This window comes from Chryseolinea sp. T2, assembly GCF_037203685.1.
In the GTDB taxonomy this organism is placed as follows: domain Bacteria; phylum Bacteroidota; class Bacteroidia; order Cytophagales; family Cyclobacteriaceae; genus Chryseolinea.
This window is the reverse complement of the sequence record NZ_JBBCAU010000002.1, coordinates 488240-502938: the sequence shown is the minus strand read 5'-3', so window position 1 is coordinate 502938 and position 14699 is coordinate 488240. Positions and strand designations below refer to the sequence as shown.

The window sequence follows — 14699 nt, the reverse complement described above, 5'->3', positions numbered from 1 at the left end:
GACGCGAAAAGAAGGCCGCAGGTTGCAGAGAAATTAAGAATTAAGAATTAAGAGTTAAGAATTAGCCACCACGACCTGCGGTCGTGACGGGCAATCAGCCGACAGGCTGGCTGCTAATTCTTAACTCTTAATTCTTAATTCTTAATTCTATTCTGTCCTCAGCGTGTTGACCGGGTTCATGTTCGCGGCAGAGAAGATTTTGTATCCTACAACGACGGCAGAGACGCCGAAGAGGATCACAATAGACGCAGTCAGGGTGGCAATGGAAGCAGGCAGATAGTATTTCCAGATGCTGCTCATCAGCGCTTCGACGGCAAAGAAGCTTAATGCGCAACCCATGATAGAGGCAATCAAGAGCATGATCACGAACTCTGTGTTGATGATGCGGGTGATGTTCGAAATGGAAGCGCCAAGTACTTTCCTTACTCCGATCTCCTTCATTCGCTTAATGATGTTCAGAGAAACCAGCGTATAGAGTCCCGTTGCTGACAGCAGCAATGCCACGATGCCGAGGAAAGCGAATATCTGAACAATGTTATCATTGGTGGTGATCGCTTCCATCATGATCTCATCAAGGTAACGGCCGTTGTAAAGGCGTGTCGGAAACACTTGTTTCCAGGCTGCCTCCATTCGCGTATTGACTTCTTTCAGGTTTTTGACGGGTGCACGCACGATGACGTGGGTGTATTTCTCGGGGCCGACATTTCGAATCATCATAGGCTCCATTTCATCCCACAGTCCCATCGTGTAAACATCCTTAACAACGCCCACAACGAAGAGCTTCGTCGTGTCCATCCAGGTGACTTCCTTGCCAACTGCATTGTCCCAGCCAAACTTCTTTACCAGGCCTTCAGTGACAATCACGGATTCGCGCCGGTCAGTTTCTGAGTCTTTCTTGAAGTCGCGGCCTGCCACCAGTTCAAGTCCCATGGTGCGGATATAGTCTTCGCCAACGTCGATGATGTCTACTTCAATTTCACGAGACTCGTATTTGATAGGATCGTTGTATCGCGCAGAAAAAATACTGTGTGTTGAGCCTGCAATATCAAGAATCTCCTTGTCCTGGGATATTGCGTTCTTATACGTTTCGAATTCACTCTTTGAATTCACGTAGGCGACAATGATGCTTCTGTCGTCGAAGCCGAGGTCAAAATCGCGTTGATACAGTGAGTTCTGATAGAAAGCAATTGAGAATACAACGGCGACCAACGAAAAGGCATACTGTAAAATAAGTAGTGTGCGTGTGAAGTAGTTTGTGCCGCCAAACTTCATCTTTCCTTTGAGTATGCTTACAGGCTCAAAGTTGCTGATGTAAAAAGCAGGATAGCTACCGGCAACGAGCCCGGTTATCAACAGCACCGAAGCAAGGAAAATCAGTACCTCGGGTGCGTCAATGTAGTGCGATGATATTTTTATTTCTGGCCACAGTATGTTCCATGAAGCAATTAGTACTTCGCCGATAAACATTCCGAGCACGAGAGCGAGGAAGCAAATAAAAAGGGTTTCTCCAATAAACTGTACGATGAGTTGTGCACGAAGGCTGCCCATAACTTTTCGAATACCAATCTCCTTCAATCGCCGAGCGGAGATTGCGATAGATGTGTTCGTCATGTTAAAACAGGAGATAAGCAATACCAGCACAGCCATGATGATAGGACTGACAACAGCGGCGGGTGGCGAAGAGCTGCGGGTCATTCTCCAGGTATCATTCTTCTGGTCGCGGTGGCCCATACCAACAAACGGGTCGAGCACGAACTCGCTGATCTGAAAGTCTTCGCGTACGCGGTTGTTGTTTTCTCGGTAGTCCTGAAGCTGCTTATGGACAGAAGCGACCCGCGACGGATCATTGATCATGACAAACAGCGTGGTGCGATTCTTCCAGTCATCTTCTTTGACGTTCTTGTCGTCATCGAAAGCATTGTCAAAATGCATGTATGACATGCGGTCGAAGCTGTTATTCATTGCCGGCTTGCGATAGACGCCGCCGATCGTGACCTCTCTGGTTATGGCGCCGATCACTTGCGTAATCTGTTTCCCGACGACGTCTGTTGAGTTGAACAACTTTATCGCCATCTCGTCGCTGATTACGGCCTTTGATTTATCGTTGATTGCATCCGCACTTCCTTCTATGAAGTCGAAGGAAAACATCTTGAAGAAATCGGGATCGACGTAGCTAAGTTCCGCACGAAAAACATTGTCGGTGATCTTAAAATCAGAGTACGACCAACTGAATCGGGATGAAGCGTTAACATCACTGATGTTCTGATGAACGGCAGGGCCGAGAGGTGTTGGTGCATGTCCATACAAGGTTGTGGCTCCATCAAACTTGCGGACTGAACTTACGCGATAAATATGATCTGCGTTTTTATGTATGGCATCGAACTGAGCGTCGAATTCCCAGTTGAAGTATGCCACGAGACAGCATCCAATAGAGATTGCCATTCCGAATACATTGATGAAAATGAACAGTTTGTTCTTCATCAGATTGCGGAATGTAATAAGGAAGAAGTTCTTTATCATGAGGGAGGGTTTTTAGATAAAGACTGGAATGAGCTATAAAAGGTTGCAGAAAACGGGGGAGAATTGACAATTGATAATTGATAATTGATAATTGTGGAGGGGCTGTCGCCCCTTTAAATATAAGAAAACAGGGAAATGCAAGAGGCGCTGAGAGTCATTCTCCGCGCCTCCTGTTTCAAAAGGGCCGGCAGGCCCTCCCTAATTATCAATTGTCAATTATCAATTATCAATTGCTCTCTAAATGTGGAACTGCTCCTTGATGTTCTCGGTCACTACCTTTCCGTCGAAGAGGTTGACGATACGGTGAGCATAGTTCGCGTCGTATGGCGAGTGCGTTACCATGATGATTGTTGTTCCTTCTTCATTCAGTTGAGAAAGGAGCTTCATTACTTCTTCGCCGTTAGCAGAGTCAAGGTTACCAGTAGGTTCATCGGCGAGGATCACTTTAGGTTTTGCAACGATAGCGCGTGAGATAGCGACACGCTGTTGCTGACCACCAGACAACTGCTGAGGGAAGTGATTGCGTCGGTGCATGATGTTCATGCGCTCCAGCACTTCTTCGACGCGCTGCTTGCGTTCAGATGCAGGTACCTTCATATACAACAAAGGCAATTCAACGTTTTCAAATACTGTGAGCTCGTCGATCAGGTTAAAGCTTTGGAATACGAAACCAATTGAACCTTTGCGCAGTTGAGCGCGCTGGCGCTCCGAATACTTCGCCACTTCATGGTCTCCGAACCAATATTCACCACCTGAAGGGTTATCGAGGAGACCCAGGATGTTAAGGAGCGTAGATTTACCGCATCCCGAAGGACCCATTATGGCCACAAACTCACCCACTTTGATTTCGAGGTTGATGTTGTTGAGAGCCGTTGTTTCTACCTCTTCTGTGGTATAAACCTTTTCTAGATTTTTTAATTTGATCATGGCGCGTTTTACGGTTTGATGATTGGTGTCGTTATTTTGTTCTGAGAATACTGGCTTTTTTCGAAATAGTTACGGCCTTCGACTCACTTTTGAGTTGAATTGTTACAGTAATGTTGTGAATTGCATCGTCACTGTAGTCAATTTTTTATTAGTCATGAAGTGTCGAGGGGCTTTCTATACTTGTTTTATATTACTTCCAGGTACTGCACTATCAAATTTCCAGCAACTCCCAATTCTTAAATTCTTAATTCAACAACAGTACTTCGTTGGTTCCAAAGTTTTCATAAGAGGAGGTAATTACCTTGTCGCCCGGTTCGAGGCCTTCCAGTACCTCAAAATACTCACTACCCATCTTCCGACCAAGTTTGATATCGCGTTTAACGGCGCGGCTACCCCCTTCTTCGACTACGAACACCCAGTTTCCACCGGTGTCCTTATAGAAGCCGCCTACAGGCAACAGGAGCTCTTCAGAAGGCTGTCCTAACTCTATGCGGAGTCGCAGGGAAAGTCCGCGACGGATGCCCTGGGGGACGTCACCAATGAACTCCATGTCTACGTCGAAACGTCCATTCGTAACGCCGGGATAAACATACTTAATTTCAAGTTCGTAGTCCTTGTTATTGAACGTTGTGGTTGCACGCAGACCTTGTGTAATGCGTGGCAAATACAATTCGTCGATGGGTACCTTCACTTTATAGCTTCCCTGTACATCAATCCAACCCATACGCTGGCCGGGATTGATAGCCTGTCCGGGATCAAGCTGAGGACGTGACAATTGTCCGTCGATCGGAGCGCGGATTACGAGGTTGTCAAGGATCTTGCCCACACCCTGAAGGTTAAGCGTCATCCTTTTCTCCATGTCGGCAAGGTCGCTCAGCTGACGGCCACGATCGAGAGAGTCGTTGCGGTAAGCGGTGTATGTAAACTTCTTCCGTTCCAAGTTGTATTTGTAATCCGCTTCGGTTTTCTCGAATTCCTGCTTAGAGATCAGCTTCTTTTCATAAAGTTGCTTCTGACGAACATATTGTGGTCCGAGGATCGCGAGTTGCTGGTCGATTTCCGCCAGCTGACTCCGTTGGGTCAGTTCGTTTTGAGTGATGCTCAAACGGGTATCCCGGTTACGGTTAATACTTTCGCTCAGTGTCGCTTCCTGCGACAAGACTTGAATTTCGCGGTTAAGGTTGCTTAGCTCGAGAATAACATCTCCGGTTTTCACGACCGCACCGCTTTCCGCTACAACGCGCTTCACGGTTCCGGCCTCGACGGCATCCAGGTATGCTGTGTGGCTGGGTTCGACGGTACCGGTCTGTGGGATATACTCTTTGAACTGGCCGCGCTTTACTTCGGCGATGGTAATTTTATCCTTTTCGATCTTGAGCTTTGAGCGCCGATCGGCAAAAATGAACTGATAGCCCACGAATGTCACGAACACTGCAATACCACCATAGGTTGCAATCTTCTTTACCGTCCACTTTTTCTTCTTGAGTTGCTTATCCATTTTCCTAAGTTATCGTGGCAGACCTGGGGTTTGTACGTGTCCGCTCCTATACCCCCGTTGCCAACAAGTGTGCCAACCCCGGCAGGGCCTGCTAAACGTCGGCCGCGGGCCTGTTTTGCCATTGTTTCCCGGAAGAACTGTCCGTTTCTTCGTTCACAGATGAACGGCGTTGTCCGCTTTCGAACGCAAAAATTAGGCATTCTGGCCCTTTTTAAGCGATTTTAGCCCAAGTTGGTGTATGGTATGCACTTTGCCCACTACCGGACAACTGTGTTTGGTATTGATACAGTCTTAACCACCTTAAATCGCCCCTGGAATGGAACAAAAACAAGGCAAGATTCTGATCGTAGACGACAATGAAGACCTGCTCAAGGCAGCCAAGATGCATCTTAAGCGCCACTTCGCGCAGGTAGATATAGAAAAGAATCCGGAGGCGATACCGGCTCTGATGAATAACGAGGATTATGACGTCATACTTCTCGATATGAATTTCACCAAGGACGTCAGCAGCGGCAGCGAAGGTTATTACTGGCTCGAGCGGATTCTCCAACTGGATCCATCTGCGGTTGTTGTATTGATCACTGCCTATGGCGACATACAGATGGCCGTGCGGGCGATCAAGGCCGGAGCAACCGATTTTGTACTTAAGCCGTGGGAAAACGAAAAACTGCTGGCCACGCTTTTCTCAGCAATGCGCTTGCGCGAATCGCGCGACGTGATTGAAAATCTCAAGAATAAAAATCACGAGATCAATCAGGCATTGAACGACCGTTATTCGGAAATCATTGGCCAGAGTACAGCCATGCACAAGATCTTCCAGACCATCGATCGCGTGGCCAAGACTGATGCAAATGTGCTGATACTTGGTGAGAACGGCACTGGAAAAGAACTTATCGCCAGGGCTATACACAGGAACAGCGCACGTAAGAATGAAAATTTTGTCAGCGTCGATCTCGGTTCTATAACGGAGACGCTATTCGAAAGTGAGCTCTTCGGCCATAAGAAGGGGGCCTTTACTGATGCAAAGGAAGATCGCGCTGGTCGTTTTGAGCTGGCTAACGGAGGAACGTTGTTCCTCGACGAAATTGGAAATCTATCGCTGCAACTTCAGGCCAAACTGCTTACAGTAATTCAAAACCGGAAGGTCAGTCGCGTCGGATCAAACAAAGATACCCCAGTTGATATACGGCTGATCTGCGCTACAAATATGCCATTATACGAGATGGTGAAAGAGAACCGGTTCAGACAGGATCTCTTATACCGGATCAATACGATCGAAATCGAGATCCCCTCTTTGCGTGATCGCTTCGAAGACATTCCTCTCTTAGCGAGTCACTTTCTGAAGCATTATGCACAGAAATATGATAAACAGGTGAATCGCATCAGCGAGGCTGCAATGGCCCGTATGCACAAACACCCATGGCCGGGTAACATCCGGGAACTGCAACACTCCATCGAACGGGCCATCATTCTCAGTACCAGTTCCGTGCTTCAGCCAGAGGACTTTAATTTTGCACAGTCGTCTTCTTCCCGGGAAGACAGCAATCTCAGCCTTGAACAATACAACCTTGAGGAAGTTGAAAAACTGCTGATCCGAAAGGTCCTAAAAAAATACAACGGAAACATCACGCAGGCGGCATCGGAGCTCGGCCTAACCAGATCGTCGTTGTATCGGAGGCTGGAGAAATACGGGCTTTAATTGACAATTGATAATTGATAATTGTGGCCTCCTCGGCAAACAAAAGGCGCAGTGGTGATTTCCGTCGCCCTGAGTCTTTAACAGGGCCGGCAAGGCCCTCCTTAATTATCAATTGTCAATTATCAATTATCAATTACTTTCAATTGTGGCCGCCCTTTACTAACTCGCCCAACTACCTATGATATTTTCTGACTTTCGGGCGCGCGTAATTCTGCGAGTATGTTTGCTGGGTCTAACCATGGCTGCGCTTACCTATATGGTTACGCGACCAAATATGTTGTTCGCTGCCGTGCTCACTTGTGTGATCATCGTTCTTCAGCTGGTCGATATCTTTCGATTCGTAAATCAAACCAACCGTAAGCTTACACGCTTCCTGGAGTCGGTAAAGTATTCTGATTTCATTTCAGGATTCACGTCAGATAATAAACTGGGTAAGTCGTTCAAGGATCTAAACATCGCATTCAATGAAGTATTGGAGGCGTTTCGCAGGGCCCGCTCAGAAAAAGAGGAACAGGGTCAATATCTAAACACGGTCGTTCAGCAGGTACGCACCGGTATCCTGTCTTTCGATATCGAAGGGAACGTTCAGCTGATCAACGCGAACGCTAAGCGTTTCATGAATGTTACCAACATCAAAAACATCCGTGAACTCATTTCGATCAATCCGAAGTTATATCACGCGCTGAACAGTGTAGAGCCGGGCAAGAGCGAATTATATAAGGGCGCTAACGATCTTTATCTTACTGTGCAGGCTACAGAGATGCGTATTCGCGGCATGGACGTGAAATTGATAACGCTGCAGAACATTCAGCCCGAATTGCAGAAGCAGGAGCTGGAGGCCTGGCAGAACCTAACCCGCGTGCTGCGCCATGAGATCATGAACTCTATTACTCCGATCTCGTCCCTAACTTCTACACTACGCGAAATTCTGGACCACGAAATGGAAAAGAAGGGAGTGAACTATGAGCTTAAGGAGGAAGGTGCTGATGACCTGCGCGAAGGTCTGGCCACAATAGAGAACCGCAGTAAGGGCCTCATTAAATTTATAGACGCTTACCGCGAATACACCTCACTGCCAAAGCCAAAGTTTGCAACGGTGCGGCTAATGGATCTCATTGAACACGTGGCCAACCTCATGCGCACTGAACTCAAAAAGACCCATGTAAAGTTCAGGCACAGCTGCAGTTCTGAATACCTCACGATCCAGGCCGACGTGGAACTTATCGAACAGGTGCTGATCAATCTCCTGAAAAATGCCATCGAAGCAATGGCGGAGACAGAGGACCCTCAGCTGGAACTCGTTGGCCGCTACGACGAGACATCAGTATTGATTGAAGTGATTGACAACGGACCGGGTATCATTAAAGAGGCACTGGAACATATTTTCGTGCCGTTCTATACCACAAAGCGCACCGGGTCAGGCATAGGACTGAGCCTTTCGCGTCAGATTATGCAGATGCATAATGGATCGCTGAACGTAGAGTCGGAGCCGGATGTAAAAACCATATTTACACTGAGATTCTGATTCGGGAGAATATTTTGTGATCAGTTTGTAACTCATCACAAATGTTGAGGTAAACACATTATTACAAAGGTCAAATCATAATTTGTTCCATCATGATTAAGAACTATCTGCTCGTCGCATTGCGCAACATATTCCGGAACAAGCTACCGTCCACCGTTAATATACTTGGGCTTGTATTTGGCATCTGCAGTGCGCTTCTCATCTTTCTTTGGGTTAAGGATGAACTGAGCTTTGACAATTTTCATACAAATGGAGATCGTATCTACAGGGTGATGGAAAATCAAAGATACTCCGACGGACGCATCTATACATTTGCTGCCACTCCAGCGCCCATGGCACCATTCATCAAAGAGAAGTATCCTGAGATTGAGCAGGCCACACGGATGACCTGGGACGTTTCGCGGTTATTCCAGCTTGATGACAAGTCGTTCTACGAGAGCGGAAAGTATGTGGATCCGGACTTCCTCACCATGTTCACGTTTCCGGTGATCAAGGGTGATGTAAAGACTGCATTGAATGACAAACACAGCATTGTCATCACTGAGAGGATGGCCATAAAATACTTTGGTGATCAGGACCCAATAGGCAAGACGTTGTTACTTGACACAAAAGATGCATTTAATGTGTCTGCTGTTGTTAAGGACCCTCCTGCCAATTCATTCCTGCGTTTCGACTTTCTCGTGTCCTTTGCCTTCTTCTGGGATGAAAATAAGGGATGGCTTGACGAGTGGGGAAACAACAACATCAGGACGTTCATCATGCTGGCAAAGGAAACCAATACTCAATCGTTTGGTGAGAAATTCAAGCACGAAGTAAAAGAGCACAATAAGGAAACTAACGTCGAACTCTTCATACAAAAGTTTGGCGATGCATACCTTCATGGGAACTTCGAGAACGGCGTGCTTTCAGGTGGAAGGATAGACACGGTCCGCATCTTTTTCGCAGTAGCCGTATTTGTGCTTGCGATCGCTTCGATCAATTTCATGAACCTTTCTACTGCACAGGCAACGAAGCGCGCAAAAGAAGTCGGACTTAGAAAAGTAATCGGTGCTGCACCGGCTCAGGTATTCAAGCAATTCATGGGTGAATCTTTTCTCTCGGTGTTTATGAGTGCTATCGCTGCTGTTGGTCTTGCCCTCCTGGTATTGCCCTGGTTTAATTCCATCTCTGGTAAACAGCTTGCAATTTCTTCACTTGATATCAATGCGCTGTGGCTGGTGCTGGCGGTGATCGTATTCACCGCGTTTGCTGCAGGGATTTATCCATCAATAGTCATCGCTGAATTCAAGCCTGTTGAGGTCATGAAGGGTCAGTTGAAGAGCGGCAGTCGCGCGTCGACGTTTCGGCAGACGCTAGTTGTTTTTCAGTTCTCCCTGTCGATCATTCTCATCATTAGCACAGCAGTAGTATTCCGGCAGGTACGTTTTATGGAGAATCGCGACATCGGCTTCTCGCGTGAGAATGTTTTCTATACATGGACAGCATCCGATATCGGCTCGAAGTTTGAAACTTTTCGCAACCGGCTGACAGCAGAGCCTGGAATTGAGAATGTAACCGGATCCAGTCAGGTTCCCATCAGCATTGGAAACTCAACCATGGGGCTAAGCTGGGAAGGTAAAGATCCCGATAGTCAGATCCTGTTCACGAACCTGGATGTTGACTATGATTTTGTGAAGACACTCAAAATGACCATGGTTGAGGGACGCAGCTTTGACCGGACAAGCACAACAGATACCGCGAACTATCTGGTGAATCAGAAGGCTGCTGAGAAGTTCGGTTTCAGTGGTGGTACTGCTGACCGGGACCTTACCATGTGGGACCGCAAGGGCAAGATTGTTGGTGTTATTAAAGATTTCAATTTCGGGTCACTTCACAGTCAGGTTGATCCACTTGTTATTCGCCTTAAGCCAGATAATATTAACTGCGTTATCGTTCGTGCGAAAGAAGGCCAGACTGCAGAAGCAATAAGCTCGCTTGAAAAGCTCTGGAAAGAATATGCTCCAGGTTATCCGTTCAAGTATACCTTTTTCGACCAGGACTGGGAGGAGTTTTACAGTGCCGAAGCACAACAGGAGAAAGTGTTTAATACATTGTCTATTCTCTCCATCTTTATTAGCTGCCTTGGACTGTTCGGGCTCTCTGCATTCTCTGCGGAACGACGAACCAAGGAACTTGGCATTCGGAAAACACTTGGAGCATCCGTACCGGGATTGGTCCGACTGATGGGACGCGAGTTTACAGTGCTGGTTCTTGTCGCAGCGTGTATAGGGTGCCCGTTGGGATGGTTCCTCATGACTCAGTGGTTACAAAAGTTTGCCTATCACATCGACGTAGGTATCATTACTATTGTGGCTGCGGCTGTTGCCTGTCTGATTGTGTCTTTGATTACAATCGCCTATCATTCTATTCGGGTATCTGCGGCCAATCCGGTAAAGAGCTTAAGGCAGGAATAGAATCACGTCAAATCAGAAAATAGCGCTAGTCTTTTTCGACTGGCAGCTCCACGAAGAACGTGGATCCCTGTCCGACTTTTGTTTCGAACCAAATCTTTCCGCGCATTTGCTCAATTGCCTGCTTGGCAATAGCGAGTCCAAGGCCCGATCCGGACTTTTTAGTACTGAAGTGTGAGAGGAAAATACGATCTGCAATGTCTGGTTCAATTCCTTTTCCGTTGTCCTGGAATCTGATGACGTAGCGATTGTCGGCCGCGGTGATGGAAACTTTGAGCAACTGCGGGTAGCCAGGTCGTGACGCCTGGAAAGCGTTTAGAATTATATTTGAGAACGTTCTGCCCAGCAACTGTTCGTCGCCTACTACGAACGCAACGTTTACCGTGGTCGAGAACGTTATCTCTCCGGATTGACTATGCAGAAGTATGATCCGCTTTACCAACGAAACAAGTTCGAGACGCTGCATAATCGGCTCAGGCATTTTGGCAAACGTGCTGAATGACGAGGCAATGTCATTGAGTGTGTCAACCTGCGAAAGAAGAGATGATATTGCTTTCTCTGTTTTGTCAGAAGAGTTGACTCCTGTTTGCATTGCCCGCTGCAGCTGCTGAAGCGTGAGCTTCATTGGGGTGAGCGGGTTTTTGATTTCGTGCGCCACCTGCTGGGCAATTTCACGCCATGTGCGTTCACGCTGGGTCTGCTCCAATTCCGCCTTACTCTCACTTAGCTTAAAAAGCATCTGATTATACTCTTTTACCATCAGTCCGATCTCATCGTCGGCCCGCCAGGCAAGCGGTTGATCCAACTTCGTAAGCGAGGTTTGCTGCAGCGAGTGGGTGATAAATTTTAAGGGGAAAGTAAGCCACTCGGAAACAAAGTAAGCCAGGATAACGAGCACAATGAATATAAGGGCGAAGATGTTCAGGATGTTGGCGATGATTCCGATTTGCGCCCGTTCCATCGAGGACGCACTCTGAAAGAACGGAATTGCCAGTATGCCGACCAGTCTGCCGGTTGTTGGTGATTTCAGCGCTGCGTATGAAACATAGTATGACAGGTTGCCGATGCGTTCAGTTTCAATAACGAAGTTTTCGCCCCCGCGAATCTTATGCAGGGCATTGGCATTGATGTAATTCGACATCAACTCATTGTCGAAGATCTGAGGTTGTGTCGTCACAAACAACTCGCCGGATGCCGTGTACACATTCGCATCAAGGTTCGTGAGTGTTGCCAGATCTGTGAGCTGGTTTTCGAATCCGGCGACATTGACATCGCGGCCCGACAGGTAGTCATCGAGTTGAGCCGATAAAGGAAGGCTAAACGTCTCCGCCCTCTTCAGATATTCGGTGTTGAGCTGTCGCTGGGATGCCCTGCTGGTAAGATTGAGCGTGGTCACGCTCACGAGGATGAGCGGTAAGAAGAATGCAATGTTGAGAAGAAGCTGAATACGCGCTGAGTAGTTCATCTTTTCCTTCTTGAAGTAACCGGAAACTCCAAGGATGAAGAGGAAAACGAGAATGATGCCAAGGCCAAGAACCAGCAGAAATGAAAAGCTTGCCAGCGTATAAGTCCGTGATGCGACCGGCGATGACACAATTGCTACACGATCGTTCTGATCTTCGTGAGCAATGTGCATGTAACCATCGACTTCCAAACCGTTGTGGTAAAGAGCAGGGTTGCCCAGCCATTCACGACTAAAGGCGCGATCGTAATTAAAGTTACCAGTAGTTAAAAGCAATGTCGTGTCCGCATAGACTGCGTAGCTGATATCATCGGCATGATAAAATTGCTGGACTGTGTTGTCAACGAGCAGTTCAGGGTAGACGGTATCCGGAATAATTTTCTTCAGTGAGAGTTCAAGGATCACGTAAGCACTCGTGAATCCGTTTCTGTTTAACGGGATCTTTACCAGATATTTCTGAGTTACATTGCGTGTTGGTCCCGGGACGAAATAAACACCTTCGTTTGCTGTGTGATAGGCGTCCTGATCATAAATGCCCACGAACTCCGAAAGCGACTGGTTCGTGCGATTACCAAGTGGCTCTCCCGTGGCGGCAAATAACCAGATCTCGACATCGTATTTATTAAAGTATGTTGGCAGGAATACCTTTCTGATCTTCTGACGTATGGCATCACGGCTTAGGAACGGGTTGTTGATGCGCATTTGAATGAATACGTCCTCTGCGATTTTATGTCCTGTCTCGTGAAGTAAATACTCGCCAAATATGTCGCGGTCGATAAGGAAGTTATCAGCAAAGCGAAACTGATTATCGATTTGCTCCTGGCGGCCGTACTCGCGAATCGCATATGCCCCGTTTGCCGAAAGGATTGAGATGGCGATGAACAGATATGAAAACGTACCAAAAGTCAGATGTCTCAAACTCGAATACAACCTGAGATAATAGATGAGCAGAAAATATAAAGTACCCAGTGCGAGAGAAGAAATATAGTTCTGCCCGCTGATGGTATTGATAACAGAAAACAAGGCAACGGACATCAGGAAGCAAAACAAAACGCGTAAGCCTCCCCCATCGCCGATCAGAAGTCGTATGTTGGCGTGGGCAAACATAAATGCGCATATTCCTGACAACAGCACGACTGCAAAAGCTACGAGTCGAACGCCGCCAAAGGTGAGCGATTTTGTTATGTCCAGAACGATTGTCGAGTTGTTGTAGATGGTTTGAATAACTACAAATGGAAACAATACGGTAAAGAGTATTGCCACACCACATACAACAGAAAGAAGCCAGTTGAGCCAGCTAACCGTAAACAATGATCTCACGAGCGAAAAACGCTGCGCGTTCCTGAATATATAGAGGCATGCTATCAGCACGACTATTACGTTGAGGAGCAAATCTCCCAGCGACGCATTGAGTGTGGATGAAGCAAATATCAGAGGATTAAAAAGCCACGCAGGGTATGGAGTGCCTGGAAATCCAACCGACACCATACCTAATCTCAGTACGTACAGATACGCAAGCAAGATGAGCCATCCCACTTCAGGTCGTCTGCTGTCTCTCGCGCGCGTATAGACATAGGCAGTAAGCAGAATTATTGAAGTCAGTATCGCCAGAGTTCCCAGAATGTGGCCGGCACGTTGCGTGGCACTCAACTGGGGTGAAAACGTTAACCTGAACGGACACACATTATCGACGCAAACCGGCAACCCCACCGTTGCGTCCGGTTCTTCGATTACGATTTGATCGTTACTGAATAGTCTAGGGTTCCACCAGGTGCTCAGGTAAGTGTTACGTATTGTGTACGACCTAAACAGGGGTATTACGACTACTAACCACTGGTGATCGTCTATGTTCCATTTCTTAACCAGGTAATCACCATTGCCACCCTTCAGCAACTTGAGTGCAAAGTTACCTGACACCGATGCTGGTGTTGGAACGAAGCGATTGTCTGACCACTGCAGAACGCGCTGAGCGTCGTATAGAAAGAAAGCGTTACCATCTATAGATTGAAGAACTATGTCATCGGGGTGTTGCTTCAGGCGCAAGAGATAATCAGTAGCCTGCTGATCGACATCGTTGAGAACGCGCTCAAGACTCTGGCTGATGTCAGCGATGGTTGTGCCTGAAGCACTTCGTCGATCGAAGATTGCCAGGAGGATTAGTCCGAGCAGAAAAAAGCCGACGGCGGCAATTAAAATTCTGGGAACACGATTCATTTGCCAATTTAATGGTCTCGGTTGTTTGAGGATTGTCGTCAGTCCCAATACTGGCCACAACCTCGGCGCGATGTTTAAGAACGCCCGGAAACCTACAAATTACTAAATCTTCAAATGAATCTAGCTATGCGAGGGATTGTACTTAATACCTCCGAACATATAAAGATAGAGCACGCGGGAGTAGCGATAGTTCAGCGGTGCCATGAGAATGGCGAGTATGATAACGATCGCGCTATAGGTCCATTCGGAGGGATCCCAGGTGAAGTAAAGAATGCCCCCGACTATCGCAATCAGTGCTACGGTAAATGCGTATCCGACATACATTGCACCCTGATAGAAGCCTGGTTCCGGTTCGAGGCGCACACCGCATACCGGACAGCGCTCGTTCATAATACTGAACTTTG

At 47.3% G+C, this 14699-nt stretch carries 8 protein-coding genes; 3 read left to right on the top strand and 5 right to left on the bottom strand.

The features are described 5' to 3' along the window. Window positions 1–147: 147 nt before the first annotated feature. The 3 genes from WBG78_RS06990 to WBG78_RS06980 all read right to left on the bottom strand — a co-directional run bounded on the left by WBG78_RS06990 (window position 148) and on the right by WBG78_RS06980 (window position 4945). A complete protein-coding gene (locus WBG78_RS06990) occupies window positions 148–2520 on the bottom strand; it encodes an ABC transporter permease (protein ID WP_337325678.1) in 2373 nt (790 codons plus the stop codon). A gap of 237 nt (window positions 2521–2757) precedes the next feature. Further along, window positions 2758–3447, bottom strand: coding sequence for an ABC transporter ATP-binding protein (locus WBG78_RS06985; RefSeq protein ID WP_337325677.1), 690 nt, complete (start codon window positions 3445–3447; stop codon window positions 2758–2760). 244 nt (window positions 3448–3691) lie between these two features. Then, window positions 3692–4945: an efflux RND transporter periplasmic adaptor subunit gene (locus WBG78_RS06980; RefSeq protein WP_337325676.1), complete on the bottom strand. Its 1254-nt coding sequence runs from the start codon at window positions 4943–4945 to the stop codon at window positions 3692–3694. Window positions 4946–5261: 316 nt separating this feature from the next. Here WBG78_RS06980 and WBG78_RS06975 point away from each other — a divergent pair, with 316 nt between their 5' ends. The 3 genes from WBG78_RS06975 to WBG78_RS06965 all read left to right on the top strand — a co-directional run bounded on the left by WBG78_RS06975 (window position 5262) and on the right by WBG78_RS06965 (window position 10622). Continuing rightward, the gene (locus WBG78_RS06975; RefSeq protein WP_337325675.1) at window positions 5262–6644 is read left to right on the top strand and encodes a sigma-54-dependent transcriptional regulator; all 1383 of its coding nucleotides are present in this window, start codon (window positions 5262–5264) and stop codon (window positions 6642–6644) included. A 238-nt stretch (window positions 6645–6882) separates the two neighbouring features. Next, on the top strand, window positions 6883–8169 hold the full coding sequence (locus WBG78_RS06970) for a sensor histidine kinase (protein WP_337325674.1): 1287 nt from the start codon (window positions 6883–6885) through the stop codon (window positions 8167–8169). A 92-nt stretch (window positions 8170–8261) separates the two neighbouring features. Next, window positions 8262–10622, top strand: a complete 2361-nt coding sequence (locus tag WBG78_RS06965) for an ABC transporter permease (RefSeq protein ID WP_337325673.1) — start codon at window positions 8262–8264, stop codon at window positions 10620–10622. Window positions 10623–10647: 25 nt separating this feature from the next. Here the strand turns inward: WBG78_RS06965 and WBG78_RS06960 are convergent, their stop codons facing one another. Both WBG78_RS06960 and WBG78_RS06955 read right to left on the bottom strand, forming a co-directional pair. Continuing rightward, on the bottom strand, window positions 10648–14295 hold the full coding sequence (locus WBG78_RS06960) for a sensor histidine kinase (RefSeq protein WP_337325672.1): 3648 nt from the start codon (window positions 14293–14295) through the stop codon (window positions 10648–10650). A 120-nt stretch (window positions 14296–14415) separates the two neighbouring features. Continuing rightward, window positions 14416–14685: a DUF983 domain-containing protein gene (locus WBG78_RS06955; RefSeq protein WP_337325671.1), complete on the bottom strand. Its 270-nt coding sequence runs from the start codon at window positions 14683–14685 to the stop codon at window positions 14416–14418. Window positions 14686–14699 lie beyond the last annotated feature (14 nt).